General features: G+C 67.3%; 12 protein-coding genes. 8 read left to right on the top strand and 4 right to left on the bottom strand.

The features are described from left to right. Positions 1-254 precede the first annotated feature (254 nt). The 6 genes from rpmH to C1930_RS20090 all read left to right on the top strand — a co-directional run bounded on the left by rpmH (position 255) and on the right by C1930_RS20090 (position 8,031). Positions 255-395 (top strand): 50S ribosomal protein L34, encoded by a 141-nt coding sequence (gene rpmH, locus C1930_RS20115; RefSeq protein WP_005411729.1) that lies wholly within the window; start codon positions 255-257, stop codon positions 393-395. Between the two features lie 5 nt (positions 396-400). After that, positions 401-895 carry a ribonuclease P protein component gene (gene rnpA, locus C1930_RS20110; protein WP_108772507.1) on the top strand — a complete coding sequence of 165 codons (495 nt, stop codon included), beginning with the start codon at positions 401-403 and terminating at the stop codon, positions 893-895. Beyond that, on the top strand, positions 895-2,610 hold the full coding sequence (gene yidC, locus C1930_RS20105; RefSeq protein WP_108751427.1) for a membrane protein insertase YidC: 1,716 nt from the start codon (positions 895-897) through the stop codon (positions 2,608-2,610). The genes rnpA and yidC overlap by 1 nt, the downstream gene beginning before the upstream one ends. A gap of 102 nt (positions 2,611-2,712) precedes the next feature. Continuing rightward, a complete protein-coding gene (locus C1930_RS20100; protein ID WP_108772506.1) occupies positions 2,713-5,385 on the top strand; it encodes a polysaccharide deacetylase family protein in 2,673 nt (890 codons plus the stop codon). Positions 5,386-5,388: 3 nt separating this feature from the next. After that, positions 5,389-6,738: a tRNA uridine-5-carboxymethylaminomethyl(34) synthesis GTPase MnmE gene (gene mnmE, locus C1930_RS20095; protein WP_108772505.1), complete on the top strand. Its 1,350-nt coding sequence runs from the start codon at positions 5,389-5,391 to the stop codon at positions 6,736-6,738. Between the two features lie 177 nt (positions 6,739-6,915). Next, the gene (locus C1930_RS20090; RefSeq protein ID WP_108772504.1) at positions 6,916-8,031 is read left to right on the top strand and encodes a glycerophosphodiester phosphodiesterase; all 1,116 of its coding nucleotides are present in this window, start codon (positions 6,916-6,918) and stop codon (positions 8,029-8,031) included. A 127-nt stretch (positions 8,032-8,158) separates the two neighbouring features. Here C1930_RS20090 and C1930_RS20085 read toward each other — a convergent pair whose 3' ends face one another. Together C1930_RS20085 and C1930_RS20080 are read right to left on the bottom strand one after the other, a co-directional pair. After that, positions 8,159-8,929, bottom strand: coding sequence for a rhomboid family intramembrane serine protease (locus tag C1930_RS20085; protein WP_108772503.1), 771 nt, complete (start codon positions 8,927-8,929; stop codon positions 8,159-8,161). A gap of 106 nt (positions 8,930-9,035) precedes the next feature. Then, positions 9,036-9,998 carry a TerC family protein gene (locus C1930_RS20080; RefSeq protein ID WP_108751422.1) on the bottom strand — a complete coding sequence of 321 codons (963 nt, stop codon included), beginning with the start codon at positions 9,996-9,998 and terminating at the stop codon, positions 9,036-9,038. A gap of 379 nt (positions 9,999-10,377) precedes the next feature. Here C1930_RS20080 and C1930_RS20075 point away from each other — a divergent pair, with 379 nt between their 5' ends. Next, positions 10,378-11,547, top strand: coding sequence for a class I SAM-dependent rRNA methyltransferase (locus C1930_RS20075; RefSeq protein WP_108754671.1), 1,170 nt, complete (start codon positions 10,378-10,380; stop codon positions 11,545-11,547). A 45-nt stretch (positions 11,548-11,592) separates the two neighbouring features. On the opposite strand, the gene C1930_RS20070 is transcribed toward C1930_RS20075, so the two are convergent. Together C1930_RS20070 and C1930_RS20065 are read right to left on the bottom strand one after the other, a co-directional pair. After that, positions 11,593-12,495, bottom strand: coding sequence for a hypothetical protein (locus C1930_RS20070; protein WP_159093642.1), 903 nt, complete (start codon positions 12,493-12,495; stop codon positions 11,593-11,595). Continuing rightward, positions 12,492-13,307 (bottom strand): protein klaA, encoded by an 816-nt coding sequence (locus C1930_RS20065; RefSeq protein ID WP_108757590.1) that lies wholly within the window; start codon positions 13,305-13,307, stop codon positions 12,492-12,494. The genes C1930_RS20070 and C1930_RS20065 overlap by 4 nt, the downstream gene beginning before the upstream one ends. Positions 13,308-13,462: 155 nt before the next feature. On the opposite strand from C1930_RS20065, the gene C1930_RS20060 reads away from it, so the two are divergent. Further along, entirely contained in the window at positions 13,463-14,695 is a 1,233-nt protein-coding gene (locus C1930_RS20060) for a dipeptidase (RefSeq protein ID WP_108772501.1), read from the top strand. The last annotated feature ends 55 nt before the right edge of the window (positions 14,696-14,750 follow it).

The raw sequence follows: 14,750 nt of genomic DNA, 5'->3' as shown, positions 1-14,750 counted from the left end.
CGGCAATAATCGTCCGGTGGCCGGTGGATAGGCGCGACAACGCGCCCAGACACAGGCCGGAAAGGGGGAAATGGATGGCTCAGACTACCACCGCGCGCGCGCCTTCGGAATGGTTGTCCCCCACTTATTCACAAAAACATCCACAGCTATTGCACAGGCCGGTGAATTCGCGTAGTCAACAGGGGTTGACGGGAGGGGGGCGACCTCTCTAGAATTTCCGGTTCTTTCCCGTCCCATTCATACGAGAGGCCCACATGGCCACCAAGCGCACCTACCAGCCCAGCAACCTCAAGCGTAAGCGCGACCACGGCTTCCGTGCCCGTATGAAGACCGCTGACGGCCGCAAGATCCTGTCGCGTCGCCGCGCCAAGGGCCGCAAAGTCCTGAGCGCCTGATTGCCATGCCGCTCACCGCGGCAGACGCAATCCCTTCGACAGTGAATACTGCAGACCCGCGCAAGCGATTCCCTCGCTCTGCGCGGGTTCGCACGCGTGCCGAATATTCAACGGTCTTCAACGGCGCCCGCCGTGTGTCCGATCCGCTGATGACCCTGCACTGGCTGCCGGCTGACCGGCCGGCCAGGCTGGGTCTGGCGGTTTCCCGCAAGGTCGATCCGAACGCCGTGGGGCGTAACCGGATCAAGCGCGTCCTGCGCGACATCCTGCGTCAGACACGTAACGACATCCAGCCAGGCGACTTCGTCGTCGTGGCCCGTAGTGCTGCGCGTTCTGCCAGCAACGACGACATCCGCCAGGCCTTCCTGCGCCTGCTGCGGCGCCTGCGCGCATTGCCCGCGCCGGGCGTGGACGGCACAATGCCGCCGCCTGATGGCATCGCAACTCCCTCTTTGACCGAGCCGGCATCGCGTTCCGGCCCCGCTGAGCCTGCCCGCTGATGAACCAGACCCGCGTATTCCTCATTTTTGCCTGGCTGATGGTGGCCGTGCTGCTGTGGATGGAGTGGAGCCGTGAAACGGCCGCCCCGACCCCGGCCCCGACCAGCAGCTCGGCCCCGGCCGCTGCACAGAGCGTTCCGGGCGCGACCCCGGGCAGCATTCCCAGTGCACAGGTTCCCGGCGCGCCGGGCCAGGCCGCCGCGACCCAGGCCCAGGCCAGCGCGACGCCTGCCGCCCAGCGCGTGACCGTCACCACCGACGTGCTGCGCCTGGTGCTGGACGGCGGCCGCGTGCTGGACGCCGAGCTGCTGCAGTTCCCGCAGAGCAAGGATGAAGGCAGCCCGCCGGTTCGCCTGCTGACCGAAGACCCCGCGCACCCCTACAGCGCGATCAGCGGCTGGGCCAGCGAAGACAAGAGCGCCCCGGTGCCCGGCGCCGACGGCTTCAAGCTGGTCGGTGATACCCGCGACTTCGTGCTGGCCGACGGCCAGAACGAACTGCAGATCCCGTTCGAATGGACCGCCAACGGCGTGACCATCAAGCGCACCCTGACCGTCTCGCGCAACGAGTACGCCGTGCGCTTCAAGGACGAAGTGATCAATGCCGGCGCCGCGCCGTGGAACGGCTACGTCTACCGCACCCTGGACCGCACCCCGACCATCCTGTCGCGGAGCATGACCAACCCGGATTCGTTCAGCTTCAATGGCGCGACCTGGTACGACAACGACAAGAAGTACCAGCGCCGTGCGTTCAAGGACTACCTGGAAGATGGCGCGCTGAACCAGAACATCACCGGTGGCTGGCTGGCGATGCTGCAGCACCACTTCTTCACCGCGTGGATTCCGCAGAAGGACCAGACCGCTCACTACGTGCTGTCGCAGGTAGCCGGTCGTGACCTGATCGAAGCGCGTGGCCCGGCCTTCACCGTGGCCCCGGGCCAGTCCACCAGCACCGAGGCACGCCTGTGGGTGGGCCCGAAGCTGGTGAACCAGATCGCCAAGGAAGACGTGCCGGGCCTGGACCGCGTGGTCGACTACAGCCGCTTCTCGATGATGGCGGTGATCGGCCAGGGCCTGTTCTGGGTGCTGAACCAGGTGCACAAGCTGGTCGGCAACTGGGGCTGGGCGATCGTCGGCCTGGTGGTGCTGCTGAAGCTGGTGCTGTACCCGCTGTCGGCCACGCAGTACAAGAGCGGCGCCAAGATGCGTCGCTTCCAGCCGCGCATCGCGCAGCTGAAGGAACGCTATGGCGATGACCGCCAGAAGTTCCAGACCGCGATGATGGAGCTGTACAAGAAGGAAAAGATCAATCCGATGGGCGGCTGCCTGCCGATCCTCATCCAGATGCCGATCTTCTTCGCCCTGTACTGGGTGCTGGTGGAATCGGTCGAACTGCGCCAGGCGCCCTGGTTCGGCTGGATCCAGGACCTGACCGCACGCGACCCGTACTTCATCCTGCCGGTCATCAACGTGGCGGTGATGTGGTTCACCCAGAAGCTGACCCCGGCACCGGGCATGGACCCGATGCAGCAGAAGATGATGCAGTTCATGCCGCTGGTGTTCGGCGTCATGATGGCCTTCATGCCGTCCGGTCTGGTGCTGTACTGGGTGGTGAACGGCGGCCTGGGCCTGCTGCAGCAGTGGTGGATGACCAAGCGCCACGGCAGCGAGCCGGTGGCCGCCAGCACCGCCCCGGCCCCGGTCAAGAAGAAGTAACCCGACCCGGCCCAAACGACGCAAAAGCCCGCCGCAAGGCGGGCTTTTCGCATGCGGGGGTAGAATCGCCCGCACACCGCTTCTCCCACCTTCGAGTCCACCATGCCGCGAGTGTCGTCGTTCCGCCTGTTCCTGCCCTCGCTGCTGTTGACCCTGGTCGTTGCCGGCTGTGGCGACAAGGACGCGAAGGCGCCGGCGAGCGCGGTGACCCAGCCCAGCGCACAGGCCGCCGCCGCCGCCGATCCGGCCGCCGCACCCCTGCTGGCCGCGCTGCAGAAGCAGCTCGATGGCTACCGCCGCATCGTGGTGCTGCTGGCCGACGAAGAGCAGCAGAGCGCCGCCGACCGTGGCACCTCCACGCGGATCGGCCAGCAGTTGTTCCACGATGGCCTGGAGCAGCGCAGCGCCATCGCCGCGCAGTTCGACAGCCTGCTGCGCAGTGGCAGTCCGCAGCGCTTCGCCACCCTGGGCACGGTGCTGGACTACATCGAATCGGCGCCGGAACTGTTCGACGCCGACCGCCTGGCGTTCCGCGAAGTGCTGCGTGACCTGCATGACCGTGTCGGTGCCGATTCCTCGCTGCCGGCGGTGAAGCTGCACCAGCGCATCGGCGAAGACCTGGACGCGCTGGACGAGATCGAGCGCAACTACAACCAGGAACTGACCCGCATCTTCAGCCGCTTCGAGCGCACCCGCGCCATCGACCTGAAGCGCGAGAAGTGGGACGACTACATCGCCCACCTGCACAAGGACTACAGCCGCGAAGCGATCCTGCGCGACTACGGGGTGATCGAGCCGTACCCGATGTCGATGAAGGACAGCGATCGCGAGATCTTCGGCCGCGACCTGCCGCCGAAGACCGTGGTGCTGACCTTCGACGATGGCCCGCACAAGGCCTACACCGATGAAGTGGTGGCCATCCTGAAGCGCTACGACGTGCCGGGCCTGTTCTTCGAAGTGGGTCGCAACCTGGGCAAGGTCGACGCCGACGGCAAGGTCACCCTGGGGCCGATGGCCAAGATCAGCCGCAGCCTGATGGAAGAAGGCTACGCCGTGGGCAACCACAGCCTGACCCATGCCCAGCTCTCGCGCACCACCGGCGATGCGCTGCGCCAGCAGGTGCTGGACACCGACACCCTGTTGAAGGACGTGGACAGCAAGCGCGCGCCGCTGTTCCGCTTCCCCTACGGCGCACGAAACGCCGAAGGCCTGCAGCTGCTGAACGAAGCAGGCCTGAAGTCGATCATGTGGAACATCGACTCGATGGACTGGGCCGACCCGGTGCCGGAATCAATCGTGCAGCGCGTGCTGGGCCAGGTGAACAAGGAACAGCGCGGCATCATCCTGTTCCACGATATCCACGACCGCGCGGTGAAGGCGCTGCCGCAGATCCTCGATCGCCTGATTGCCGACGGCTACCAGTTCGCCGGCTGGAACGGCCGCGAGTTCACCGTCGCGCGCCCGCGCAAGGGCGCCAGCAACGATGCCACCGTTACCACCGGCTACGAGAAATCGTGGGCGATCGTGGTCGGCATCGACAACTACGCCAAGTGGCCGAAGCTGGAATACGCCAGCCACGATGCACAGGCGGTGGCCGATACGCTCACCGGGCAGTTCGGCTTCCCGTCTTCGCAGGTGATCGTGCTGAAGAACGAACAGGCCACCCGCAACAACATCCTGGCCGCCTTCCACGACCGCCTGGCCGACGACCGCACCGGGAAGAACGATCGCGTGTTCGTGTTCTTCGCTGGCCACGGCGCGACCCGACAGCTCGCCTCGGGACGCGACCTTGGCTACATCATTCCCGTCGATTCGGACCCGAAGGAATTCGCCACCGACGCCATCGCGATGACCGATATCCAGAACATCGCCGAGAGCATGCAGGCCAAGCACGTGATGTTCGTGATGGATGCCTGCTACAGCGGCCTGGGTCTGACCCGCGGCGGCCCTTCGTCGTCGTCGTTCCTGCGCGAGAATGCACGCCGCAGCGCGCGGCAGATGCTGACCGCCGGCGGCGCCGACCAGCAGGTGGCCGATGCCGGCCCGAACGGCCATTCGGTGTTCACCTGGGTGCTGCTGCAGGCGCTGGCCGGCAAGGGCGACCTTAATGGCGATGGCCTGATCACCGGTACCGAGCTGGCCGCCTACGTGGCGCCGGCGGTGTCGGCGGTTTCGCAGCAGACCCCGGCCTTCGGCAGCCTGCCCGGTTCGCAGGGCGGCGAGTTCGTGTTCCAGGTGCCGGACAGCCAGGAATACCTCAACGCCGATACCCGCCAGCTGACCGCCGATGCGATCGCGCTGAACAACAAGGTGGACGCCGCGCAGGACGCCAAGAACACCCAGGCGCCGGTGACCGTGGCCGACCTGCAGGGCGGCAAAGCCAAGCTGGTGGTGCCCACGGCAGGCCCGGCCTCGGACCGCCAGCGCGCGCAGCAGGCCAACGACCGCGGCCTGCAGTTGTATCGCGAGAAGCAGTACGACGAAGCCGCCGCACAGTTCGCCGAAGCACTGAAGCTGCGTCCGGACTTCGCCCAGGCCGCCAACAACCTCGGCTTCGTCTACTACCGCCAGCAGCGCTACGCCGAAGCGGCGCGCTGGCTGGAAAACACCTTGAAGATCGACCCGTCGCGCGCGGTCGCCCACCTCAACCTGGGCGATGCCTACTTCAATGCCGGCGACAAGGCCAAGGCGAAGCAGGCCTACACCACCTATCTGGCGCTGCAGCCGCAGGGCAGTGGTGCCGCACAGGCGCGCGCACAGCTGGAGAAGCTTTGAGCCATGAACGATGTGACCCGCACCGACACCATCGTCGCCATCGCAAGCGCACCCGGCGCCGGCGGTGTCGGCCTGCTGCGCCTGTCCGGCCCGCGAGCCGCCGCGATTGCTACGGCGCTCGGCGCGCCCACGCTGCGCCCGCGCCACGCCCACTACGCGCGCCTGCGCGATGCCGACGGCGAGGTGATCGATGATGGCATCGTGCTGTGGTTCCCGGCGCCCAACAGCTTCACCGGCGAAGAAGTGGTGGAACTGCAGGGCCACGGCAGCCCGGTGCTGCTGCAGCAACTGGTGGCGCGCTGCATCGCCCTGGGCGCGCGCCAGGCGCGGCCAGGTGAATTCAGCGAACGCGCCTTCCTCAACGGCAAGCTCGATCTGGCCCAGGCCGAAGCGATCGCCGACCTGATCGCCGCCGGTGACAACCGTGCCGCGCGTGCTGCACGGCGTTCGCTGGACGGCGTGTTCTCGCGCCGCATCGACGCGGTGGTGGAACAACTGGTGCTGCTGCGCATCCACGTGGAAGCGGCCATCGACTTCGCCGACGAACCGCTCGATACGCTGGGTGGCGCCCAGGTGCGGCGTGGGCTGGAACAGGCGCGCGGCGACCTGGCCCTGCTGCGCCGTGATGCCGAGCGCGGCCGCCGCCTGCGCGATGGCCTGCATGCGGTGCTGATCGGCCCGCCCAATGCCGGCAAGAGCTCGCTGCTGAACGCACTGGCCGGCAGCGAACGCGCCATCGTCACCGACATCGCCGGCACCACCCGCGACACATTGCGCGAGACCATCCGCCTGGACGGGCTGGAGCTGACCCTGGTCGACACCGCCGGCCTGCGCGACGGCGGCGACGCTATCGAACGCGAGGGCATGCGCCGCGCCCATGTGGAGATCGAGCGCACCGACCTGGCCCTGGTCGTGCTGGACGCGCGCGACCCGGCCGCCGGCGAGGCCGCGCTGGGGCAGGCCGTGGCCGACGTGCCGCACAAGGTCTACATCCACAACAAATCCGACCTGCTGGACGCGTTGCCCGCACTGGACGACCCGGACCGGGTGTTCGTTTCGGCGGCAACCGGCGCGGGGTTGGACGATCTGCACGCGCGCCTGCGCAGCATCGCCTCGGCCGGGGCAGGCGAGCAGGTGGACGGTGAGTTCTCCGCGCGCACCCGCCACGTGGATGCGATCGAACGCGCGCAGGAACACGCACAGCGCGCCGATGGCGAGCTGGCCCACGAACACCTGGAACTGGCCGCCGAAGAACTGCGGCTGGCGCACGACGCGCTGGGCGAGATCACCGGGCAGATGAGCGCCGATGATCTGCTGGGCCGGATCTTCTCCAGCTTCTGCATCGGCAAGTAAGGCCCGCGCTCTGGCTCTGGTAGATGCCAACCTTGGTTGGCATTGGCATACGGTCCCGGCCGAGGGCACCTGAGATGGGGGTCGGAGCCCCTGCGGGGATCCGACCTCGTGCTTCCCCCGGCTGTCACATTCCCGCCGCATACTGACGGCCATCACAGACCGTTTGGGGACGTCGCAGTGAAGTCGTGGGGTTGTGCGTTGCTGTTGTCGCTGGCCGTGGCACCATCGGTGGCCATGAGTGCTGAATCGTCCACCCCGGCCGCGCCCAAGGCGCTGGTCTACGGCCATCGCGGCGCCAGTGCGCTGCTGCCCGAACACACCCTCGCCGCGTATGCCCAGGCGATTGCCGATGGGGCCGATTACATCGAACCGGACCTGGTGATGACCAAGGACGGGGTGATGGTGGCCCGCCACGAGAACGAGATTGGCGGCACCACCGACGTGGCCGAGCACGAGGAATTCGCCAAGCGGAAGACCACCAAGGTGATCGACGGCCAGCGCGTGACCGGCTGGTTCACCGAAGACTTCACCCTGGCCGAGCTGAAGACCCTGTACACCCGCGAGCGCCTGCCGGAACTGCGCAGCACCGCCTTCGATGGCCAGTTCCGCATCGCTACCCTGGACGAGATCCTGGCCTTCCTGGTGCAGCAGGCCGGGCGTGCCAACCGCGGCATCGGCCTGGTGCCGGAGATCAAGCACCCGACCTACTTCCAATCGATCGGCCTGCCGATGGAAGACGCGCTGCTGGCCGCGCTGCGTGGCAACGCCTATACCAACGTCGGCCCGGTCACCATCCAGTCGTTCGAGACCGCCAACCTGCGCTACCTGCGCGGCAAGCTGGGGCGTGGCAGCAACATCCGCCTGCTGCAGCTGCTGTGGAAGGGCGAAGTGAAGCCGGCGGACATCGCCAAGGCCGGTGGCAGCCTGACCTACGCACAGATGATGACCCCGGCCGGTCTTGAGCAGATCGCCACCTATGCCGATGGCATCGGCCCGGAGCTGCGCTCGATCATTCCGCTGCAGGCCGATGGCGCGCTGGGTACGCCCACGACCCTGGTACGCGATGCGCATGCGGCCGGGCTGCTGGTCATTCCCTACACCTTCCGCCCGGAAAACCACTTCCAGGCCAGCAACCTGCGCAAGGGCGCGGACAACGCGCGCAACCCGGAAGGTTCGATTGCGGAAATGCGCGCCTACCTGGCGACGGGCATCGATGCGTTCTTCACCGACGACCCGGCGCTGGGCCGGCAGGCGGTGGATGGCACGGGCGCGGCGGGGAATGCGGCGGATTGATGCACCCGTGGTAGGTGCCAACCTTGGTTGGCACACAACAACCGCGCCGACCAAGGTCGGCCACTACCGGGCCGTGAAGACCCCGAATGGGGTCAGAGCCCCTTCGGGGATCTGACCCCGCCACCGGTCAACCGCGCGGGTCTTCCGGCCGGCGGAACGGAATCACCACGTAATCCGGCCCTTCGCGCGGCTGCCACAGCACTGGCACGCGCTGCGGCGACGGCGGCTCCAGCTCGTCGTCGGCCAGCGGCTGCACCTCGTCTTCCTCGTCTTCCCAGCTGTAGTGCGGGCGCGGCGGCAGTGGGTCGGCGTTGCGGAACAGCAGCGCGGCGATGATGCCGGCAAAGGCACCGCCCATGTGCGACTGCCAGGACACGCCGTCGGCATGCGGCAGGATGGTCATCAACATGCCGCCGTAGAACAGCATGCCGATCAGCCCGGTGGCGATGGCCGCGCGGTCGCGGCGCAGCAGGCCCAGGCTGGCCAGCAGGAACATCAGGCCGTGGGTCACGCCACTGGCGCCCAGGTGCACGCTGCCCGGGTTGCCCAGCATCCACGCGCCCACGCCCGAGCCCAGCCACAGCAGGGGCAGGGCGCGCAGGGTCGCCTTCGGATAGACACTGCCGGCCAGGGTGCCCAGGATCAGGATCGCGATGCTGTTGGCGGCGATGTGCTCCACCGACGCATGCAGCATCGGCCCACCGATCAAGCCCAGCAGGCCCTTGGCTTCCAGCGGCGCCACCGCCCATGGCCGCCAGTCGAAACTGCCCTGCAGGGCGAACACGACCACCAGCACCAGCACGGCGGCCAGGCTGGTGTTGAACGCCCGCACGATGCGCTGGCGGTCATTGCGGGGGGCCGGCACGTCGCCGGCGGGCAGGGGCGCGTTGTTGTCCATGCTTCAGCAATGGCGGTGGCTGGCGCGAAACCAAGGCCACCGCTGCGGGAGAGTGGGCGCGGCCGGCGGGACAATCCCGCCGGCCGTGTTGCAGGCCCGGCCAGGATCAGGCCGCGCCGGTGCCTTCCTTCGGCGGGTACTTCAGGCTGAGCACCACGGTCGCAGCGATGATCACCGCCACCACGCCCAGCGACACCGGGGTGGGGATCTTGAACAGGTCGATGATCATCATCTTGATGCCGATGAAGCCCAGCACCAGCGCCAGACCGTACGGCAGCAGGTGGAAGCGGTCAGCCATGCCGGCCAGCAGGAAGAACATGGCGCGCAGGCCCAGCACCGCGAACACGTTGGAGGTGAGCACGATGAACGGGTCGGTGGTGATGGCGAAGATGGCCGGGATGCTGTCCACGGCGAAGATCACGTCGGTCACCGCGATCAGGATCAGCACCGCGAACAGCGGGGTGAACCAGCGCACGCCATCGCGCTTCACGCTCAGCGCATTGCCTTCATAGCCCGGCAGCAGGCGCAGGTGCTTGCGCATCCAGCGCAGCGCCGGGTTGGTTTCCAGATCCGGTTCCTGGCCGGCGGCGAACCACATCTTCCAGCCGGTGAACAGCAGGAAGGCGCCGAACACGTAGAGCAGCCAATGGAACTGGCTGATCAGCACGCTGCCGGCGAAGATCATGATCGTACGCAGCACGATCGCACCCAGGATGCCGATGATCAGCACCTTCTGGCGCTGTTCCTCCGGCACCGCGAAGTAGCTCATGATCATCAGGAAGACAAAGATGTTGTCCACCGCCAGGGCCTTTTCGACCAGGTAGCCGGTCAGGAACTCCAGGCCCACCTTGTTGGCCACCACCTGGCCGGCGGTTTCACTGAGGTAGAACCACAGGCCCGCGTTGAACAGCAGGGCCAGGGCGACCCAGCCGATGGACCACCACAGGGCTTCCTTGAAGGTGACCTTGTGCGGGCCGCCGTGACGCATCAACACCAGGTCGACCAGCAGGGCGATGATCACCACCGCCACGAAGCCGCCCCACATCCACACATTACCGATCGTCTGCATTGGGAATATCCGTTGGAAAGATGAATGCCAGGCCGTACGGCGAGGATCTGCAACGGAGGATCGGGAGGGGGATCCAGGGACAGAGCTTCGCCAGTACGGCGAAGGTCTCGCTCGCAACCCCACGCGGGTGGGATTGCCGTTGCACCGGAGCCTGCGGGCTCGAATTGACGGCGACAACGTCTGGGAGCTACTCCCCTTCTGGCGCCGATTCTGCGGCCTGGCCGGCCCGCCGTCAAATGGGGCGGCCAGCCGGGGTCAGATCCCCGCAGGGGCTCTGACCCCGACCAGCGTGCCAACCAAGGTTGGCACCTACCAAGGCGGAATGGGGTCGGAGCCCCGTTGGGGATCCGACCCCCGGCTGCCGGTTTACAATAGGCGGATGAATACCCCCCTGCCCGTTGTCCGCCTGAAGAATGCGTGGCGTTCCAGCCACCCGTGGATCTTCCAGAAGCTGGTCGAAAAGCCGACCGTCCGCCCCAAGCCCGGTTCCATCGTCGACGTGGTCGGCATTGATGGCGAATTCATCGGCCGCGGGTTCTACAACGGGCACTCGCGCATTGCCGTGCGCATTCTCGAAATCGATCAGAACGTGCCGGTGGATGCCGGCTGGTTCTCGCGCAAGATCGCCCAGGCGGTGTCGCTGCGCCGTGAGGTGCTGAAGCTCGACACGGTGTCCGACGCCTGGCGCGTGGTGCACAGCGAAGGCGACGGCCTGTCCGGCCTGGTGGTCGACCGCTACGGCGACCTGGTGGTGGTCGAATTCTTCGCCGCCGGCATGTTCCGCCACCGCGAGTGGATCTACGACGCGCTGCGCGAACAGTTCCCGGGCTGCCGTTTCCACAGCTTCGCCGACGAACACGTGCAGAAGCAGGAAAGCTTCGACTTCCACGGCAACACCACCACCGAAGCGTCGGTGATCACCGAGTACGGCATCAAGTTCCGTGCCGACCCGGCCGGTGCGCACAAGACCGGCTTCTTCGCCGACCAGCGCGAGAACCGCGAGTGGCTGAGCCAGCAGGTGGAAGGCAAGCGCGTGCTGGACCTGTGCTGCAACACCGGTGGCTTCGCCGTGTACGCGGCCGCGCGTGGTGCGTCGGAAGTGGTCGGCATCGATATCGATGAAGACGTGATCCAGATCGCCAAGGGCAATTCGCGCCTGAACAACGTGCGCCCGAAGTTCGTCCAGTCCGACATCTTCCCGTGGCTGCGCGATGCCGCCAACCGCGGCGAGCAGTACGACGTGGTGATCCTGGACCCGGCAAAGATGACCCGCGACCGCGACCAGGTGATCACTGCGCTGAAGAAGTACCTGGACATGAACAAGCTGGCGCTGGGCGTGGTGAAGCCGGGCGGCCTGTTCGCCACGTTCTCCTGCACCGGCCTGGTGGCCGAGGACCAGTTCCTGGACATGCTGCGCCGCGCGGCGTACTTCTCCGGCCGCACGATCCAGATCCTGAAGGTGGCCGGCGCCGGTCCGGACCATCCGTTCATGGCGCACGTGCAGGAATCGCGCTACCTGAAGGCCGTGTTCTGCCGCGTGGTCGACTGACTCCGACCTGTCGCGTCGAGCCGCGCTCGACGCGACAGGTGTTGATCAGTTCAGTCGAGCATGGCTCGACGCGACATGTGCCACACCCGCTGCCGACGGCCCCTGCAACTGCTGCAGCAGGCCATTGATCACCCGCGCCCGGCCGCGCACGTGGTACCCCAGCGTGGTCAGGCCGATGCCGGCGACGATCAGCAGCAGCAGTGACCAGGCGATCGCCAGGCCAACCACATGCTGCACACCGTTGCGCAGCCAGTGGTCGCGTTGCCACGCCTGGCTGCCTGCCGAATAGGGAAGCTTGGCCTTGGCTTCGAAGCGCGCACGGATCACCGCGGGCACGGCGATGCCGATATCCTCGCCGCGGGCGATGGCCAGGCCGGTGTCGTTCAGGGGCGCGGAGGCGCGTGCCAGCGAACGCTGCGCCTGCAGGTAGCCCTGCCATTGCGGGCTGAGCGCGGCGAATCCCGGGCTGTCGATGAGCGCGGGCAGCTGAGTGCTGTCGAGCTTGCTGCCATCGCCGGCCTCAGACCGGCTGAAGTCAGGGCTGACGAAGCCGTTGCCCACCAGCAGGGCCACCAGCACCGAGCCACCGATCACGAACGAGAAGGTGAAGTGGCGCACGCCGCGGTTGAGCAGCACCCTGCGCAGGCCGAACCCCATCCAGACCAGCAGGCCGCCCACGATGCTCAGGTTAGCCAATGCCAGCAGGGCGAGCGTGGAAGGCACATTGCCGTAGCCGGCGGGAACGTGCGCCGACGGCGGACTGCCGGTCAGGCCCTGCAGCAGCATGATGGACAGCAGCCCCGTGGCCGGCAGCACCGCGAAACACGCCAGACCCAGGGTGCGCGCGAACGAACCCCGGCGGTACAGCGCGCGCAGGCCGGGAATGGCTTCGACCCGCGGCTGCAACGCTGCTGGCACCTGCAGTGGATCGGTCCTGGAAGACGTCATGCCGGTGCTCCGGAGGTGCGCAGCAGCTGCTGCAAGGCCTGTTTCAGCTGGTCCTGTGCTTGTGCCGCACGCGCCACCATCTGCGGGCTGGCGTTGTCGCTGTTCTGCAGGGCCTGGATGGTCTGCCGCCAGATCGGCAGCAGGATCTGCACGGTTTCGCAGTAGCGGTCGAGCAGTTCAATGGCGTGGTTGCGCGCCAGCTGCACCTGGATGCGGCTCATCGAATGGCTGGCCAGCAGCGCGGTCAGGTTCGCCACCCGCCGCTGCAGGCGTTCCACGGGGCGGTCCAGCACCAGCGGATCGTCGCTGGTGCCGCTGTCGGCCGGCAGTTCCTGCAGGAACTGCACGCCTGCATCGATGTAGATCTGCAGGCGCGCCCCCTGTTCGTCGTGTGCATCCAACTGTGCATTCAAACGGTCCACGCTGCTGCGCACCGCAGCGGCCTGGTGCTCGACCTCGGACAGCACGTCACCGTTGCCGCCCATCGCGATGCGCCGGCGCAGCTGCCGTTCGATATCGGCACCGGTGAACCGGTCCCACCAGCTGGCGCGTTCCAACAGTGCATTGGGGTCGTGTTCGGAAAGGCGGCTGACCAGATCGGCCAGTGCCCTGGCCAGCGCATGCGCACTGCCTTCCTGCCACGCCGGCTCCGCACTGGCACTGGCCAGGTCGGCCGGCCCGTAGCGGCCGATGTCGATGCGCCCGAGGAACAAGGCCGGCAGCACATCGCGCTTGAGCTGCTCGACGCTGAGCGGCGCGCTGTCAGGCGCAGGCTGTACGGTGGGAAGCGGTGGCGGCACGGGATGGGACATCGGAATTCCGTTTCAGCGGTGGCGCAGCGTGGTGGGCTGCCGCTGTCGATAGCGGCTGCTGCCGAGTGTAATGGAGTGCGCGCGGTCGCTTGGCACTACCGGTGGTGGCCGCCGCGGCGCTATGGTCGTGCTCTTCCCATTGCCGGTGGATGCCCATGCCGTCGTTGCGTCGCCTGTCCCTGCTGCTTGCCCTGGCGCTGAGTGCGCCGCTGTCCGCCCACGCCATCGAATTCAGCGCGCAGGAGCTGGCCCGTGCCAAGGCCCTGCAGCAGCGTCTGCTGACCCTGGACAGCCACCTGGATACGCCGGCCAACTTCGGCCGCAGCGGCTTCGACATCGAGCAGCGCCACGACCACAACGCGCTCTCGCAGGTGGATTACCCGCGCATGGTGGACGGCGCACTGGATGGCGGCTTCTGGGCCATCTACACCGACCAGGGCGACCGTAGCGCTGCCGCCCACCTGGCCGAGCGCGACCATGGCCTGCAGCGCCTGCTGGAGATCCGGCAGATGCTGGCCGCCAACCCCGAGCGCTTCGCGCTGGCGCTGAGGGCCGATGATGCCGCGCGGATCAAGGCCGAAGGCAAGCGCGTGGTCTACATCAGCATGGAAAACGCCAGCCCGCTGGTGGCCGACCCCACGCTGCTGAGCTTCTACCACCGCGCCGGCCTGCGCCTGCTCAGCACCGTGCATTTCGCCAACAATGAATTCGCCGACTCGGCCACCGATCCCAAGGGGCCGGAGTGGAAGGGCCTGAGCCCGGCCGGCAAGGATCTGGTGCGCGCGGCGGTGAAGCTGGGCATCGTCATCGACCAGTCGCACGCCTCAGATGCCGTGTTCGACGATCTGCTGGCAATGATGCCGGTGCCGTTCGTGCTGTCGCACAGTTCGGCCAAGGCGGTCTACAACCACCCGCGCAATCTCGACGACGCGCGCCTGCGCAAGCTGGCCAAGGCCGGCGGAGTAATCCAGGTGAACGCCTACGGCGGCTATCTGATCGATACCGGCAAGACGCCCGAACGCAAGCAGGCCGAAGAAGCGCTGAGCAGGCAGATGGGTGGCTGGGAAGGCATGACCATCGCCCAGGGCGTCGCCCTGCAGCAGGCCGAGCAGGCGCTGGACCACGAACATCCGGTACGCCACGCCAGCCTGGACGACTTTTTCGCCCACTTCGAGCACATCCTGAAGGTGGTCGGCCCGGAGCACGTGGGCATCGGCCTGGACTGGGATGGCGGTGGCGGCCTGAGCGACCTGCCCGATGTCAGCCAGCTGCCGAAGATCACCGCCTGGCTGCTGCGCAAGGGCTACACCGAGCAGCAGATTGCCGACATCTGGGGCGGCAACCTGCTGCGGGTGATGCGCCAGGCGCAGGCCTACGCCGAGACCTGATCGGGACCGCGTGATCGCCGGGCATGGCCCGGCGCTACCTCATTGTTCCGGTAGC

The organism is Stenotrophomonas sp. SAU14A_NAIMI4_8 (assembly GCF_003086695.1).
Lineage (GTDB): Bacteria > Pseudomonadota > Gammaproteobacteria > Xanthomonadales > Xanthomonadaceae > Stenotrophomonas.
This window is presented reverse-complemented; position numbering and strand designations above follow the sequence as displayed.

What these genes read in the sequence shown, in the direction of transcription:
- rpmH (WP_005411729.1), top strand. Translation starts at nt 255, where the DNA reads ATGGCCACCAAGCGCACCTACCAGCCCAGCAACCTCAAGCGTAAGCGC.
- rnpA (WP_108772507.1), top strand. Translation starts at nt 401, where the DNA reads ATGCCGCTCACCGCGGCAGACGCAATCCCTTCGACAGTGAATACTGCA.
- yidC (WP_108751427.1), top strand. Translation starts at nt 895, where the DNA reads ATGAACCAGACCCGCGTATTCCTCATTTTTGCCTGGCTGATGGTGGCC.
- C1930_RS20100 (WP_108772506.1), top strand. Translation starts at nt 2,713, where the DNA reads ATGCCGCGAGTGTCGTCGTTCCGCCTGTTCCTGCCCTCGCTGCTGTTG.
- mnmE (WP_108772505.1), top strand. Translation starts at nt 5,389, where the DNA reads ATGAACGATGTGACCCGCACCGACACCATCGTCGCCATCGCAAGCGCA.
- C1930_RS20085 (WP_108772503.1), bottom strand. Translation starts at nt 8,929, where the DNA reads ATGGACAACAACGCGCCCCTGCCCGCCGGCGACGTGCCGGCCCCCCGC.
- C1930_RS20080 (WP_108751422.1), bottom strand. Translation starts at nt 9,998, where the DNA reads ATGCAGACGATCGGTAATGTGTGGATGTGGGGCGGCTTCGTGGCGGTG.
- C1930_RS20075 (WP_108754671.1), top strand. Translation starts at nt 10,378, where the DNA reads ATGAATACCCCCCTGCCCGTTGTCCGCCTGAAGAATGCGTGGCGTTCC.
- C1930_RS20070 (WP_159093642.1), bottom strand. Translation starts at nt 12,495, where the DNA reads ATGACGTCTTCCAGGACCGATCCACTGCAGGTGCCAGCAGCGTTGCAG.
- C1930_RS20065 (WP_108757590.1), bottom strand. Translation starts at nt 13,307, where the DNA reads ATGTCCCATCCCGTGCCGCCACCGCTTCCCACCGTACAGCCTGCGCCT.
- C1930_RS20060 (WP_108772501.1), top strand. Translation starts at nt 13,463, where the DNA reads ATGCCGTCGTTGCGTCGCCTGTCCCTGCTGCTTGCCCTGGCGCTGAGT.